This is a genomic window from Marisediminitalea sp. (assembly GCF_984433645.1).
In genome coordinates, this window is the sequence record NZ_CFIDRX010000096.1 from 1 (window position 1) to 16,133 (window position 16,133).

Annotated in this window: 12 protein-coding genes; 5 read left to right on the plus strand and 7 right to left on the minus strand. The window is 47.4% G+C overall.

Features of this window, described 5'->3' with window-relative positions; all coding sequences use genetic code 11:
- The 3 genes from AC4MRN_RS12815 to AC4MRN_RS12825 form a co-directional block, all read right to left on the minus strand.
- The coding region (locus AC4MRN_RS12815) for an ATP-dependent DNA helicase (RefSeq protein ID WP_491203496.1) at positions 1-1,512 on the minus strand (1,512 nt) is incomplete at its 3' end.
- Between the two features lie 106 nt (positions 1,513-1,618).
- On the minus strand, positions 1,619-2,944 hold the full coding sequence (locus AC4MRN_RS12820) for an alpha-amylase family glycosyl hydrolase (protein ID WP_491203497.1): 1,326 nt from the start codon (positions 2,942-2,944) through the stop codon (positions 1,619-1,621).
- A gap of 160 nt (positions 2,945-3,104) precedes the next feature.
- Positions 3,105-3,998: a sulfite exporter TauE/SafE family protein gene (locus AC4MRN_RS12825; protein WP_490711342.1), complete on the minus strand. Its 894-nt coding sequence runs from the start codon at positions 3,996-3,998 to the stop codon at positions 3,105-3,107.
- A 335-nt stretch (positions 3,999-4,333) separates the two neighbouring features.
- Here AC4MRN_RS12825 and AC4MRN_RS12830 point away from each other — a divergent pair, with 335 nt between their 5' ends.
- The 3 genes from AC4MRN_RS12830 to AC4MRN_RS12840 all read left to right on the plus strand — a co-directional run bounded on the left by AC4MRN_RS12830 (position 4,334) and on the right by AC4MRN_RS12840 (position 6,387).
- Positions 4,334-4,774 carry a GNAT family N-acetyltransferase gene (locus tag AC4MRN_RS12830; RefSeq protein ID WP_491203498.1) on the plus strand — a complete coding sequence of 147 codons (441 nt, stop codon included), beginning with the start codon at positions 4,334-4,336 and terminating at the stop codon, positions 4,772-4,774.
- A 160-nt stretch (positions 4,775-4,934) separates the two neighbouring features.
- A complete protein-coding gene (locus AC4MRN_RS12835) occupies positions 4,935-5,429 on the plus strand; it encodes a DUF2244 domain-containing protein (RefSeq protein WP_370243302.1) in 495 nt (164 codons plus the stop codon).
- Positions 5,430-5,532: 103 nt separating this feature from the next.
- Positions 5,533-6,387, plus strand: a complete 855-nt coding sequence (locus tag AC4MRN_RS12840) for a TraB/GumN family protein (protein WP_491203499.1) — start codon at positions 5,533-5,535, stop codon at positions 6,385-6,387.
- 2 nt (positions 6,388-6,389) lie between these two features.
- Here AC4MRN_RS12840 and AC4MRN_RS12845 read toward each other — a convergent pair whose 3' ends face one another.
- Positions 6,390-6,629: a hypothetical protein gene (locus tag AC4MRN_RS12845; RefSeq protein WP_255053366.1), complete on the minus strand. Its 240-nt coding sequence runs from the start codon at positions 6,627-6,629 to the stop codon at positions 6,390-6,392.
- 327 nt (positions 6,630-6,956) lie between these two features.
- Between AC4MRN_RS12845 and AC4MRN_RS12850 the strand changes: the two genes are divergently transcribed.
- Both AC4MRN_RS12850 and AC4MRN_RS12855 read left to right on the plus strand, forming a co-directional pair.
- Positions 6,957-7,538 carry a HupE/UreJ family protein gene (locus tag AC4MRN_RS12850; RefSeq protein ID WP_491203500.1) on the plus strand — a complete coding sequence of 194 codons (582 nt, stop codon included), beginning with the start codon at positions 6,957-6,959 and terminating at the stop codon, positions 7,536-7,538.
- 311 nt (positions 7,539-7,849) lie between these two features.
- The gene (locus tag AC4MRN_RS12855; RefSeq protein WP_491203501.1) at positions 7,850-13,066 is read left to right on the plus strand and encodes a fibronectin type III domain-containing protein; all 5,217 of its coding nucleotides are present in this window, start codon (positions 7,850-7,852) and stop codon (positions 13,064-13,066) included.
- Between the two features lie 74 nt (positions 13,067-13,140).
- Here the strand turns inward: AC4MRN_RS12855 and hypE are convergent, their stop codons facing one another.
- Genes hypE through AC4MRN_RS12870 form a run of 3 tightly spaced genes read right to left on the minus strand, consistent with a single transcriptional unit; the run spans position 13,141 to position 16,069 of the window.
- Entirely contained in the window at positions 13,141-14,187 is a 1,047-nt protein-coding gene (gene hypE, locus AC4MRN_RS12860; RefSeq protein WP_491203502.1) for a hydrogenase expression/formation protein HypE, read from the minus strand.
- A gap of 17 nt (positions 14,188-14,204) precedes the next feature.
- On the minus strand, positions 14,205-15,332 hold the full coding sequence (gene hypD, locus AC4MRN_RS12865) for a hydrogenase formation protein HypD (RefSeq protein ID WP_490403414.1): 1,128 nt from the start codon (positions 15,330-15,332) through the stop codon (positions 14,205-14,207).
- A gap of 2 nt (positions 15,333-15,334) precedes the next feature.
- Positions 15,335-16,069, minus strand: coding sequence for a D-sedoheptulose-7-phosphate isomerase (locus AC4MRN_RS12870; protein ID WP_491203503.1), 735 nt, complete (start codon positions 16,067-16,069; stop codon positions 15,335-15,337).
- Between the last annotated feature and the right edge of the window lie 64 nt (positions 16,070-16,133).

The window sequence follows — 16,133 nt, forward strand, 5'->3', positions numbered from 1 at the left end:
CTGTTTGGAGGTGCTGCCCTGTACTAAAATCGGGTTGCTGATTTTATCTTGCAGCGCAGCCGCCACCTCTTGCATAGCCTTATGACTGGTAAACAGTAGAAAGCAACGCCCGTTGCTGGCTTTCACGAGTCGCTGGCTAACTTCTACTAACGACTGACGCATAGCTGGTTGATGCGGTTCAGGTAAGTACCGTGGAACACACAGTAATGCCTGTTTCGCATAGTCAAACGGACTGTCCAGCATCAGTGTCTTAGCACTCTCCAGCCCCATACGTCGCTGGAAGTGGGTAAATTCGTTATTCACCACCAGCGTGGCCGAGGTAAACACCCAACCACGTTCCTCGCTTTCAACAAAACGACGGAACTTAGCAGCGATAGAAAGCGGTGTCATGTGCAGCACAATGTGCCTCGGAGTGGTTTCATACCACAGGCTCATACCATCGTGTTGTTCCGTGGTAAACAATGCCAGCTTCTCACGGACCTGCACAATGCGATCAAACAGGTTGTCGAGATCTTTGTCGCGGCCAATATGCAGTTTACACACGTCGTATACCACGCCAACTGCATCTTCTAAACGCGACATTTGGGTACGAACATCTTCGCGTTCCAGGTGTTCAACCCAATTGCCTTTGGCAGGTTTATCCGCAAATAACAGCCGTAAATCTGCCGCTTGCATTCGCATCTTCTCGCCTGCTTTTTCCAGTTGCTCTGCGTCTTTTAACACCGTGCGATACAACAGCGTAATTTCTTTACTGATATCCTGAATTTGTCGGGTTGATACGGCTTCACCAAAGTACTCACTGGCGATATCAGGAATTTGGTGAGCTTCATCGAAAACGATGCATTCTGCATCGGGGATCAATTCGCCGAAACCCGTGTCTTTCAATGCCATGTCGGCAAAAAACAAGTGATGATTTACCACGACAATATCTGCGTCCATGGCTTTTTTACGGGCTTTCACCAGATAACAATCTTCGTAATCCGGGCAGTCTCTGCCCAGACAATTGTCTACGGTCGAGGTCACTAGCGGCAAGACTCTGGCGTCTTCAGGCAGGGTTTTAATTTCCCCCACATCACCGGTTTTAGTGGTATTGGCCCAAGTCCTTACAATGGATAGCTCATTGAGTACGTCGCTTTCTACCAGCGTGGAATTGCCTCCATGCTGACCTAGACGATGGGTACACAGGTAATTGGCGCGACCTTTGAGCAAGGCCGTTTTGCGATTGCTGGCCAGCGCTTTTTTAATGACCGGCAAATCGCGGTGATAAAGCTGTTCCTGAAGGTTTTTAGTACCGGTGGAGATTATGGCTTTACCTTTTGCAAGCAACACTGGCGCCAGATAAGCGAAGGTTTTACCGGTTCCGGTACCGGCTTCAATGATCACGCTATGCGATTGGTTAATAGCACTCGCTACGGCTTTCGCCATATCGGTTTGTGCCTGTCGGGGCTTAAAGCCGTTTATCGACTCTGCTAGTAATCCGGTGCCCGAAAACACTTCACTTAACGTGGGCATAGCTTCTCTGTGTGATGTACCAAAACGGGTATTATGCCAAATAATTTAGAAAACGTCTGTGTTTAGCCTGTCAGGCGGTTAAACCGTGAACGATTGCATTAACAGCTTAAATTTTGGGCATCGCTGCACTGAAGTAAATGCGGTAACCCCATGGCGCCAGGTTCAATTCACTGCCAGTGTTTAGTTCTTCGATATTCTCATTGGCTAACTCAAAGTATTTGCCTTCAAACAGGCGCTCGCTGAAGTTCACTGTTATGGATTGAGCTGACAGGTTTAATACAATAAACACTTTACCGCTGTCCTGCATGCGCACGAAACTGAACACCTGATCAGGTTGTGAATTAGGCACCTGAATCATAGTTGCGCCAAACGGGCCATTCCATAGCGCGGGCAGCCGCTTTTTGAGTCGAATCAGTTTACTGTATAACTCGCCAACAGGGTGAGGTTGCCAGTCGATAGGATCGCGCTCGAAAAATGCCAGCCGCTTAGACTCGCCCGCTTCCTGACTGTTGTAAATAAGTGGCATCCCTTCTCCTAACACAGACAACACAATCGCCGCTTCCAGGCAGTCACCAAATTGCTCATGTTGCGTGCCGTCCCAGGCATTTTTGTCGTGATTGCTTACAAAGGTCATTCGGTATGCACTGCGAGGCCAGGCACGTTCATTCCATGAATAATACTTTCTGAGCCGATCGACACTGGCTCGCCCCATTGCAATATCATGCATGGTTTCGTTCCAGCTCCAGGCGTAGGACATGTTGAACGCCTGCTCGTGTAAGTCGCGATTCTCCCATTCAGCCAGCATAAAGACAGGTTTTATGGCATCCAGTGCCTGACGCAACTGTTGCCAAAAGTCATTGGGCACATAGCCAGCCACATCGCAACGAAATCCATCGATATTAAACTGTTTAACCCAATAGCACATGGCGTTAATCATGTACTTACGAAGTTCAGGATTACTATAATCAAATTCAATAATATCGCTCCAATCCCACCAAGGGGACGGCCGGAAATCGCCTTTGTAGTCTTTGGCATACCAGTCAGGATGATCAGTAACCAGTGGGTTATCCCAAGCACTGTGATTTGGCACCCAATCTATAATGACCTTTAACCCTAATACGTGTGCTCTGTCGACCAGCGACTGAAAGCTGGCCTCATCGCCAAATTCGGGGTTAATCGCCAGGTAATCTTTTACTGAATACGGGCTGCCAAGAGCGCCCTTGCGGTGCACTTCGCCTATAGGGTGAACGGGCATCAACCAGATTATAGAAACACCTAGAGACTGGATGTCGGCAAGTCGCTGAGTAACGGCTTCAAATGTGCCTGCCAGGCTAAACTGCCTGACATTGATTTGATAAATAACGGCATCCTTGCTCCACTCAGCCTGTTTGACCAAATACCGATCATTCGGTGCGTAATCATTTGCAGGCATACCAAATCCCTTATTTGATAAGATGTCGACAATCATATCAGTCATCGCCACCCAATCGTATATTGAAATATAATACTACGACTAAAGATTTATACCCTTACTTGTCTGTAAGTGCCACAAACACAACAAAAATCCCACTTACCGACACTGCTCTGATGAGCTAGAACAAACTGGCGAGCCCCAGTAAAAGTACCCATCCTGCAAAAAACACTTTTACCTGACGAGGAGAAAACCACAGTACCAGATACCGCGCAAGCCGACCGCCAAGTATGGCGCCTGCTCCTGCAAACAAGACAACGCCCCAGACTACTGCTTCGGTAACAACAATGTGATAGTAGACCCCACCCCACACTGAGATAGCAGAGAGTATGACCGCAGCGGCAATTGAAAAAGTAACGCTGAAGCCACGAAAAATAAGGTAAACCGCAACAAGTTCGCCAACTCCAACCGACAAATACGCTGTTACAATGCCCCCCAATCCACTCACAGTAATTAATGCCAGCAAGTCAATAGTCGTCAATTCAGTGCGCGTAGAAGCACGCTTTAAATACAAAATAGAGGCAAAGATCCCCAGCGCCAGTAAAATCGAGAAAACCCCAAACCCAATATGTAACTGGGCGCCAAACTGGCGAAATGACATAGCTGGCAGCGACTCACTGAGACCATACTGAGTCAGCCAGATGCCGCCTAATGATCCAATAGCCGTAATGCCTACAACACGCTTTAATAATGGCCATTGTGAATTCGACTCTGGTCCATGCCTGAAATACTGCTGCCAGCTAATCGCCCCTGCGGTCATGCCGCAACACTGAATGGCAAAACTGGTTGCGATCACGGCCTCTGCCGTAAACTGCAATTGTTGAAAAAAAGGCACAAACACCACCCCGCCGCCAGCCCCTGTCGCATTGGCAAATATGGCTCCTATAATGCCAAGCAACATGAAGGGGCCGAACTCCGGAATGACCGTTGGAAACGAAGGATGGTTCCCAATCAGGACGATCCAGCCAACTAGCAAGACCCACCATACCGGACTAAAAGCTACCTTTTTTAACACTACGTCGTCTTCTTTATCGTTATTGTGACCTGATACTAAGGCAGTAAATAAAACGGTCAATGCTTTGACATAAAAAAATCACACTTCATCACCCGTTTTTTTTGTAAAACCTGATGCTATCAAAGGCAATGTGCACGCTTTTCCCGTTCACGAAGATTCCTGTAGAGGCATTGCTCATGCTTCGACAGCACATGGCAAACGTCATGATATTCTTCCATCATCCGCCTAATTCGCTCACTCCAGCATTTCGCTATGAATTTGAACCCGGCCTTCTCTGAATGCTATTGTGAAGATCAGCCAGTATGAAGTGGAATTGCTCGAAGGATGAAAGGGCTATGCTCGAAATTACAAAAGCTGACATAGCCCATGCCGAGCGCATTCAGGCCTTGTTAGTTCAGCTCGGCTACAATGCTTCCATTGCGGAGGTAAAATCCGGTTTAGATTCCCAAGACCCGCATTCCGACCTTTACGTAGCAACACTCGAAGGTCAGGTCATTGCCTTCATGTCGCTGATTTACTTTTATTACTTCCCAATTCAAAAGCAGAATTGCCGAATAACCGCTATCGTCGTTGACGAGCAGGTCAGAAAAACAGGCGTAGGCACGCAATTGATTCAATTTGCTCAGGTAAAAGCCCGGCAACGTGCATGTGCGCAGCTAGAAGTAACAACATCTCTGGAACGGAAGGCGACACAAGCATACTATGAGCATAATGGCTTTATCAAGGCGTCCTTCCGGTACTATTTAAACCTGCCAGACGAGGCGCTCAACATATAGCGATCATCCAGAGTCAGATGACAAACATACTCTACGGGTGAAACACGTATTCTGCGATGCTCATTCTTAAACTAAAAGACAACCGGTATTTCACTCAGACCTTGCTATAGTTAAGTCACGGCACAAGCAGGATGAACACTTTCGGGCACTCAGGTAGGGTATGGTTACCGTAAAACATCACGCACATTACACGTTGGTTACCCTAACCCCCAACCGTTCAGCAAGCTGGCGAGACAGCAAATGGCTGATGTGGCTAATGGCAAGTGTTGCATTCATCATTGCCGTTGTGTGGGCCATTGTCGGCGTGTGGTTGGTTTTTCCCTTTGCGGGCATTGAAATAGGTTTATTTTGTTTTTTGCTTTATCGGGTAAATTTACTCACTTATAGCAACCAGTCCCTCTCTATCGAAAAACATCAGATTCACGTGCAATCCAGTAATAAAGCGGTGAAATCCGTTTCCCTGTCCAGAGAAGATACACATCTGGAGTTGTCCGAAAGTCCTCAGGACTGGTACCTGCCTCAACTCAAGCTGGTGTCAGCTGAAAACAGTGTAGCCATTGGTGACTTTCTGAATAAAGAAGACCGGCAGACTCTATACGAAACCATCAAAGAACTGGGCATACCGGCGTGGCGACATCATTGGTGGAAGCACTAACAGGTAATGCATCCATTTCTCTGGTTTTAATAATAAAATCGGTCATTGCACCAGCTCGTGATAACAGATAGATTGTGGTTTTTGTTATTACTGTTGGAAGTTAATGCGTCTTCTCGTTTCGTTCTGTCTTTTAGTTTGGTCATTATCTGGTTACAGCGCGTCAGTTTGGAAAGTAACTCAAGGCGAGCGCACACTTTACATTGGCGGTACACTACATCTGCTCAGCCCTAACGATTTTCCGCTCCCAGATGCCTATGCAGAAGCCTACAATGAAGCGTCTAAACTGGTATTTGAAACCGACATCGCGGGTCTTAATTCGCCGGCTTTTCAACAGGATACCCTGTCTCTACTGACCTATCAGGATGGTACCCAGTTGAGTGATGTGCTGAGTCCTGACACGTATGATGCATTGGCATCACATCTCGCTTCCCGAGATTTATCAATCGACGCATTCGCAAGCTATACCCCTGCACTGGTTAGCGTAACGTTAAGCATTGTTGAGCTCAGAAACCTGGGGTTAACGAGTCAGGGCGTCGACGAATTCTATTATTTCAAAGCCATGATGGACAACAAACAATTGGACTGGTTTGAAACCCCTCAGCAGCAGCTTACCTTTATTCAAAGTATGGGCGACGGCGATGAAGACCAAATCATTCGCTACGCGCTGGAGGATGTGAAGAAAATCAAAGAGTCCATTGGCGACCTTAAAGTGTTCTGGCGCGAGGGCGATATGAATGCCATGGAAGAAACGTCAATGAAAGAGTTCGAAGCCTCTTTTCCCGACGTATTTAATACCTTACTGACGGAAAGAAACCAAAACTGGCTTCCCATGCTAACCACTATGATGAACTCGCCTGAAACCGAATTTGTGCTGGTTGGCACTATGCATTTGGCGGGAGACAAAAGTGTCCTGGCCTTGCTAGCAGAACAAGGCTACCACATCGAACAACTTAACTGAGGTTAGTTACTTCGGGTAGCGGCATCGGCTTCACGCTTAACCAACATAAAGGTTAAATACATTTTGGTGGGCAACGACATTATCATGCCTACCGCTACCAAACAGGCACTAATAACAATGCCCGTGACGCCCATCGCTTCAATGGTGTCGCTGTACATATGGCAGTACACCCCAGCCAAAATCAGACAAATCCCCAGACTCATTATTATTTTCAACAGTAAGATTAGCTTTTGGTCTGACATGCCGCACCTCCCCGCTTTTTACATATTAAAATTCTAATATTAATGGCATATTCCCGTGTTGATCTAAATCACCGAGAGCCGTGGTGATAGCAACATGTCAGTTGTTTTCTAAATTGAAAACTAAGTATCCAGACCACATTCAACTTTATCTTTAATAAATAAAAAAAGCCTTTTATATCTTTAGGTTACAATGTGCGCAGCGATGCAGACAAACTGGCATCGCGCTTGCTATTCTAGTCAGCAGAACAAATACGTACGACATAAAACGGGTTACTGTGCCTTCAGTAATACCGTCAATAACAATAGGTATAGAGGTTAGGTGAAAGTATGAAGCTCACTGCAAAACAAACAACAGCAATGATTCTCTCCTTAATTGCTGCATTTCCCACACTCGCACACACAGGCCATGACACTCTTCAAAATGCCTTGGCTTCAGGGTTATTGCACCCGTTAATGGGCATGGATCACCTTATTGCTATGCTGGCGATGGGATATTGGGCGGCCAGCTTTGTGGGTAATAAAGCAAAAACGCTGTTGGCTGCGTTTTTCGGATTATTACTATCTGGATTTATGCTTGGCCAGTTAGGCTATCAGTTCGCATTGATGGAAGCTGGCATTGTAATGACGTCGGTCATCACCGGATTATTAATTGCACGACAAAAAAATATCGCTCAGGGCCTGGCTGTTAGCCTTGCCTCGTGCTTCGCTTTGTTCCACGGTTTAGCTCATGGTTTAGAGACCACCAGTTCCGTCCCTATTCTGTTTGCTTTAGGTTTCATGGTGACCAGCGCCACACTGGTCACTCTGGGATTTGCTGCCTCGACGTTAGTTGCGCGCAGCAAACCTAATGCAAATAGATTAATTGGACTGGTTATAGCAATGATGGGAGTATCGTTGTTTTCAATTTAGGCTGACCCACAACCAAAATTGATAATCATGAGCGAGAATCGGGCCCTTGCCCGATTCTTTTTTGGCACCCACTGTCCTACCAAACCTTCATCCTAAGCACGGCTACTCATCATTGCTCCAGGGGCAAATCAAATACGACATATTTCATCATGTATGCATTAGTAAGTTCAGGTTATAAATCCACCGAATAGAATTTAATGAAAACCAATACAATACCTGTGCTAACCTGATAATATGACTAAAATACGAAACAACATATTGTAAATATTAAATATTTCAATTGGATTGCTGTATCACTGAATGGAGTTGTAGTGAAGAATATTATCCTGTTATTTACGTCATTTCTGTGTCTGTCTTCATGTGGAGGCGGCAGTGAAAGTACCAAGCCAGTTACACCAACAACGCCTCCCGTTGTTACGACACCACCACCGCTTACTGGCTATTTTCAGGACGTCTCAGGATTACATTACAACACCTCGTCAGGTCTAACCGGCGTGACTGAGGAGGATGGTGCATTTCAATATAATGACAATGACACTGTGCAGTTTTTTCACAACAAATTGCGCTTCGGTGAGCTAAACGCTAAAAAAGATATCAGTATTTTTTCTTTTAAAAATCCTGCGCTGGTTGCTCAGGCGCTGTACGTTCTGGATCTCGATCAATCTCCCGAAAATGGCTTTCAAATCGCTTCTGACGCAGAATCACAAGCGCTTTTTACTTCACCTCGCCTGACAACGACCAATGATGATGAAGTTTATGACTTTGATACCCTGGACCCAACTTCCGAGTCATACGCTTCACTGGTAGCGCTTTATGGGGACAGTATTGTCAGCGCTCAGAACGCAATAAACACCGAGCTATACTTCGCACTTCGCGAAGCGAGCCTGACTGAAAAACGGTTCTATAAATATATCTCTGGTGATTATGCCATCCCACCTGGCACCCGCTATGACCACCCATTGGTTAAGGAAGCCCAGGAGGACATAAATAACCGCATAAAAGTCATTTCCTACATGAATAACTTTATGTTGTTAAAGGCTGGATTATCTCAAGGATTCAGCCGCGATATTTCAACAGTAGAACAAAACTACAATGGCTTTCTCGAATATACCGCTGAACAACTTTCCAATGTGGAACGTGTAAAGGCAGTATTGACCAGCATTGGCGATTTCAAATCGTTCCAAAAAACAGTGAGCTATGAAGTAGTGAAATACGCCATTGAAGCAAGAATTGAAGAGGCTAAAACGGCTCTGGGTGAAGGAGTCTATTCTGACATTTTAGATGCCCAGTCAAAAATGCTGTTGGGCTGTATCGAATTGGCGGAAGAAAATGGATTGGTTAATTGTGGTGTTGACTTCACTCAGGCACAAATAGAAACACTACTAATAGCTCAGTTAGAACACTCACCCGTACTCAAAGAGCTTGGTGTGGGTTTAACCGAAGTTGCCGCCAAGAATGCCAAGTTATACATCGCTTGCCGAGAAGTCTTTGCACTGCGCGAGGTTGACCTGGGACCAGTGATCAGTTGCCTAAGTAAACCCTTCGAGGATACATATCAATATATGGCAAAAATCATGGCCGCAACCAACGGCGTGATCAGCATAGCCAAACACGAGACGGAATTTTACTCGAAAGATGTGGCATATAGCCTCATTCAGGACCTTGCGTGGTTCGGCAACTACAGTAACGTCGCTCAGTTTCTCGACGTTGAAGACGCATTCAATGCCGCTGAAGCGCCCTACGGCACCATGGCTGTATTACTGGAAGCAGAGTTAAAAAACAATCATCCTGACATTTATGAACAGATAGGCGTGCTGCGGAAATATGACGCTGAATTAGCCCAGAGTACTTATATTGAACTCCAAAAGCAGCAAAATAAATTTCGTAATTTTTATACTGAAAAAACCGAGTATCAACGTCTGTATGAATATAACAGCGACGGAGAAATTACAGGCATTTCAGACAGCTATAAAGATAACTATTACGCCAGGAACGTCACTGCCGCCATTGATGCACTGATCATTGCTGAAAACACAGACCAATCAGCAACCCTTAACTTGTGTTTCACGATTCACAACAAAGGGAATAGAAATGTTAACGTGTCTGCCACCGAACTTAGGTTAAGCAGTACCGGGGGTGTACTGGTTTTATCCCTCCCCTTTGAAACAAACTTATCTGCCAGTTCTACCAGTCATTACGGAGAATATTGCCAAGCTGCCGAAATTTCGAAGGAAGACAGAAACCTGCTGGGCCGGGATTTTCTGGCAGAATTTGAATTGGAATACCGTAATCTGGTACAGACTGTCGACGGTAATAGCTACAAAATAAAGGCCTATTCTCTTTATGAAGGTATCGACGGGTCCATAAGTGCAGCGCCCTCCATATCTCTAAGTTCATATCCCCTGTCTACGCCCAACGTCTATGTTATCGAATCGATTATCGATACCGATGGCAGCTATGAAGTGTCTTCTTACCACTATGATTGGACTGTGACGGGCGGGACTTTCGAGTTATTCAATGCTGAACCGCAAGGAATACAATTTGAACTTTTGGAAACGCAAGGCAACATAACGCTTCGTTTAACCGATGCTAGCGGAGCCGATATTGCTGAAAAATCACTGCAAATTTACCAACAAGACCAATTAATAACGCCCCCCCTGCTGGCAGAGAACATTTATCGAACGATTGATAATCAAAAACAAGCGCTAATCACCCCTCGTATAACGGGTGGACAGCCGCCATACTCAATTAATTTCTCTGACTCTTCGTCACCCAATTTAGTTGTGCAAGCACAAACAAATACGAGTATTACACTGCACGCCAACAATCAGGACGATACGCAAACCAATGTCAGTATTGAGTATACCGTTGTCGATTCTGCAGAAACCTCTGTTAGCGGACTCATTGAGGTTGTCATTCCACCAGTAGCCAGCGCCGAAGTGGGCTTTATAGTCAGTCAGGATCTGCCCCGTACAACGCCAACCGCCCCGGCCCTGCTCGGTGTCGGAGAAACAGTTGTAAAACAATGGGGTTTAATCAATACCGGTAGAGCAATCCCTCAAGCTTACTTAATTTGGGATGACAACAGTGCATCCTCGCTGGTTCACAATAGAGAAAAAATCTCTGTAACGAACTGGGAAAACGGTGAAATTCGCATTTTTGAAGTGCCTGTGACGCGGCAAGTATCGACTGAAGAAGCAGATCACGGAAGATGGTATTTATACCATGAAGTGAATGATACGCTACAAAAAGTCAGGTACAGCGAGTCAAAAGCACACGCGTATGTCAGTTATACCTTTGCCACTGATACCGACGCAAACCGTCCCAGTTTGGAGGGCGGCGTATTTATTCAACCGCATGCCTCGGGACTCGCTCTTAGCTGGCGAGTAGCGTCTGGCGAGGTTGAATATTATGAATTATGGCGCTCCACCCAAGCCGGCGTATTGGGCAGCCTGATCTATTCAGGTGAAGCAAACAATGCAACTGATACCGACCTTACCAATGGTACAACATACTATTACACCGCCAGAGCTTGTAACGAAATGGGTTGTGCCGACAGTAACCAGGATTACACCACGTATACTGTTGAACCTTCGCAAGACACTCCGGTTCTTGAAGGCGGTGTGTTTATTCAAGTAAACGCGACCGGATTTGACCTTAGTTGGCGGGAAGGATCTGGCGAGGTTGACTACTATGAATTGTGGCGTTCGACTTCAGCTGGCGTATCCGGTGAACTGATTTATTCCGGTGTTGCCACCAATACAACCGACACTAACCTAACCGAAGGCACAACTTATTATTACACCGCCAAAGCCTGCAACCAAAGTGGCTGTGACGACAGTAATCAGGACTACGCAACCTACACAGTTGAACCTGCGCTAGACGCACCAGAACTTGAAGGTGGAGTATTCATACAGTCAACAACATCCGGATTTGACCTCAGTTGGCGAGTGGCAACTGGCGAGGTTGACTACTATGAATTGTGGCGTTCAGAGACCCAGGGCGTTCTGGGAAATCTGATTTACTCAGGCAACGCAACTGCAACATCAGATACCGACCTGGTCGATGGTGAGACTTATTACTACACCGCAAGGGCTTGCAATAACACTGGATGCACTGAGAGCAATCAGGACTTTGCTACCTTTAGCGCTGTTCAGATACCGGAACTGACAGGGGGAGTGTTTATTCAACAAACAGAATCTGGCTTTAATTTAAGCTGGCGTACTGCTACCGGTGATGTTGAATACTATGAACTATGGCGCTCAGAAAGCCCAGGAGACATTGGTAGTCTGATTTATACAGGTGCCGATACACAGACTAGCGATCAGACTATTAACGAGGGCGCTACCTACTACTACACCGCAAAAGCGTGTAACAGCGCGGGCTGTTCTCAAAGTAATCAGGACTACTCGACGTTTGTCATTATTCGCATGCCTACTCTCGAAGGTGGCGTATATATTCAACAAACCGACAACGGCTTTGACCTTAGCTGGCGAACAGCTTCAGGGAATGTGGAGTATTACGAACTTTGGCGTTCAACAACACCGGGTATGACTGGCAACCGTATCTACAAAGGTAATGAGACAACCACTGTCGACAACACGGTGAGCGATAGTGTCACCTACTATTACACGGCTAAAGCTTGTAATGAGGCGGGCTGCGACGAAAGTAATCAGGACTTTGCCACTTTTATTGCACCAGAGCCTCCACTAGACAAGCCAACACTGAGCGGCGGTGTATTCATCGAACAGACCAATGCAGGCTTTGAGCTCAGTTGGCGTAGTGGTTCCGGGGAAGTAGATTACTATGAACTTTGGCGTTCAACCTCTGCCGGTAACCTGGGTTCCAGAGTTTATTCAGGGAGTGCGACTTACACCTCAGACCGAAACCTTAGCGATGGTGTGACGTATTACTATACCGCAATGGCATGTAACGAATCAGGTTGCGATGAAAGCAATCAGGACTATGCCACATATACCCCGCTCAAAGCCCCGGCATTGGCTGGCGGTGTATTTATTCAACAAACGCGTTCGGGGTTTGATTTGAGTTGGCGTACTGCATCCGGAGAAGTTGACTACTATGAGCTTTGGCGGTCTACCAGTCAGGGAGCTACCGGTACGCGAATATATAGAGGTGGCGCCACCAACACTTCAGACACCAGTGTAAGAGACGGGGTAACCTATTATTACACCGCGAAAGCATGCAACGATGCCGGATGTGATGAGAGCAATCAGGACTACTCTACTTTCCATGCCCTCAAGGCGCCAACATTGGATGGAGGCGTCTATATACAAAAGACAGCTTCAGGATTTGACCTTAGCTGGCGAACTGCAACAGGTGAAGTCGACTACTACGAACTCTGGCGCTCGACAACGGAAGGCGTGACCGGCTCACGGATTTATTCTGGAAACAGTATAAACACAAGAGATAACGACGTGAGTGAAGGGACAACCTATTACTACACGGCAAAGGCGTGTAACGACGCAGGTTGTGACGCGAGTAGCCAACATTACTCGTTGTTCGATTGAGGTCAGCAGTTTGCCAAAGGCATTCTCGCAATAACAGCCCGGTAAAGTACGATGCCAGTCGTACTTTACTGGTTTTAGCAAATCCTTGGCAGTTGCTCTCCCACCAGCATATCCAGAATGCGCTCTCCGCCGAAATGGGTTTTCACCAGCACTCTGTTGTATTTTGATTCAATCACTTCACCGATAATGGCAGCGTCCTGCCCTGCAGGATGAGCGCGCATCGCATCCAGCACAGCCTCTGCTGCATCTGCGGGAACAGACGCCACTAACTTACCCTCGTTTGCAAAATACAACGCATCCAAACCAAGAATTTCACATACGCCGCGCACGGTATCACGTACAGGTATATGTTCTTCCTGCAATCGAATACTTACATTGGAAGATTCGGCAAATTCGCATAGTACGGTCGCTACCCCGCCTCGGGAGGCATCACGCACTGCATGGATATCCGGGCAGACAGCCAGCATGGTTTGCATTAAATCATTCAGCGCCTGACAGTCAGTTTTGAGCTCAACGTCCAGCGCAAGATCGCCCCGGGCATTGAGGATTGCAGCGCCGTGATCACCAATCAGGCCATTCACAATGATTTTGTCACCCGGCCGACAATTCGCGGCGGAAATATCCACGCCTTCTGGAATAACGCCAATGCCACTGGTATTAATAAAAATCTTGTCGCCTTTGCCCTTGGGCACGACTTTGGTATCGCCGGTGACAATGGTCACGCCGGCTTTATCGGCAGCCGCTTTCATTGAGGACACAACCCTGCGTAACAAGGCGACGTCCAACCCTTCTTCCAGGATCATGCCACAGGACAGGTAGTTGGGTATTGCACCTGACACCGCAATATCATTGACCGTGCCGTTGACGGCCAACGAGCCAATATCGCCGCCGGGGAATTCTACCGGGTCAACCACGTAGGAGTCTGTGGTAAACGCCAGTTTTGCACCGCTTTGCATTAAATCGGCTAACTCAAAACGCGCCTGATCTTCAAGTTGCTCCAGATCTTTGTTGGCAAATGTGCCCACAAACACATCTTCAATCAGGTCGCGCATGGCTTTACCACCGGCACCATGCGCCATGGTAATGGTGGTCGCACGTAAGGTTCTTGTTGTTTTAGTCATACTGCTTACTCAATGATTTAAACGGCTTGGCGGATGTCGATTTTGCCGTAGCTATAATAGGCAGAGCACGCCCCTTCAGTTGAGACCATTAACGCGCCAATGGGCGTTTCAGGATTGCACTGTTCACCGAACAGTTTGCATTCCCAGGGCTTCAATACGCCTTTGAGTACCTCACCACACTGACAGGCTTTGGGGTCCGCCACATGAGCAGGCTCCACAGCAAAAATGCGCTCGGCATCAAAGCGGGCGTATTTTTCACGAATACGCACACCGGAGTGATCAATAGAGCCCAATCCTCGCCATTCAAAGAATTCGCGTAACTCGAAGACTTCCCCTACCGCTTGCAGTGCATTACTGTTGCCTTGTTCAGGCACAATACGCTTGTATTGGTTTTCCACCTGAGCACGACCCGCTTTAATTTGTTCCACCACCATCAGCATGGATTGCAATATATCCAGCGGCTCAAATCCCGCAATCACCAACGGCCGTTTGTAGTGACCGGCAATAAATTCATAGGGCGCCGATCCTATTACCATAGAGACATGCCCTGGCCCCAAAAAGCCGTCGATCACCATATCCGGCGAATCCAAAATGGCTTTAATAGTAGGAATAATGGTGATGTGATTGCAGAACAGCGAGAAGTTAGTAATGCCTTCCCTGTCTGCCTGTAGCAGCGTCAACGCCGTGCTCGGCATGGTGGTTTCAAAGCCGAGTCCAAAAAATACGACGTGCTTGTGAGGATTCTTACGCGCAATATCCAGCGCATCCATGGGCGAATAGACCATCCGCACATCACAGCCATCTGAGTTCGCCTGTTGCAAGCTTTTACGTGAACCCGGTACCCGCATGGCGTCACCAAACGTGGTAAAAATTACGTCAGGCTGCTCCGCGATCGCCACACAATCATCCACGCGTCCCATCGGTAATACACATACCGGGCAGCCCGGCCCGTGTACCATTTCAATTTTGTCTGGCAGCAATTCTTCCAACCCGTAGCGGAAAATCGAGTGTGTATGGCCGCCGCACACTTCCATAATTTGCAGTGGACGGTCGCGGGTAACAGGGATTTCTTCCACGACTGCATGAATGCGTTCCAGCACGCGTTTAGCCATATCCGGGTCACGGAATTCATCAACATACTTCATGGTTACTTCTCCTCGGATGGCAAGGGGGCGGTTGGATTGTCTGCAAGCAGACTGTGCACCAGATCCCACAAAATGTGGTAACAGGCCAAATGACATTCCTGAATGCGGTGAATACTGTCACTGGGTACTTTCAGACACACGTCAGCCAGTTGCTTTGCGGCGATATCACCGCCTGACTGACCGGTAAATGCAACCACCCGCATACCTATCGAACGTGCTTTTCGGCACGCTTCTACCAGATTGGCGGAGTTACCACTGGTGGAAAACACCGCCAGCAAGTCGCAGGAATTAGCCAACGCCGATAGCTGACGGGTCAGTACGTGTTCAACACCCACATCGTTACTAACCGCCGTGATCATGGCGGTGTCTTGCGACAAGTTGACCGCCGGTAGCGCTTTTCGCCCTGTGGTTACCGGGTGCATAAACTCAACGGCCAGATGGGCCGCGTCACAGGACGAACCACCATTGCCTGCCGTTAGCAGTTTACCTGACTGTCGATAGGCGTCGGCAATATAGCGGGCAGCCAGCAACAGGTCCGCGCTATGAAGTTTGAAAAACGCTTCTTTGACTCGAATGCTGTCTGTCGCCTTTGCTGTAATTGACTGTAACAACGCCGCATCAAGCTGTGAATTCCCGGCTTTATTGGATGTATTCACCCCCGATGTTTTCTCGGTGAACGGATACAGCGCAGCCAGAATCGATTGACTGGCATCAGGGTGATTTGATTGATTGCTCATGATTCGCTACTCAGGCGCCGTGCTGCATGGCGTCTAACTCTTCTTGCAACTCGCCAATTTCGGC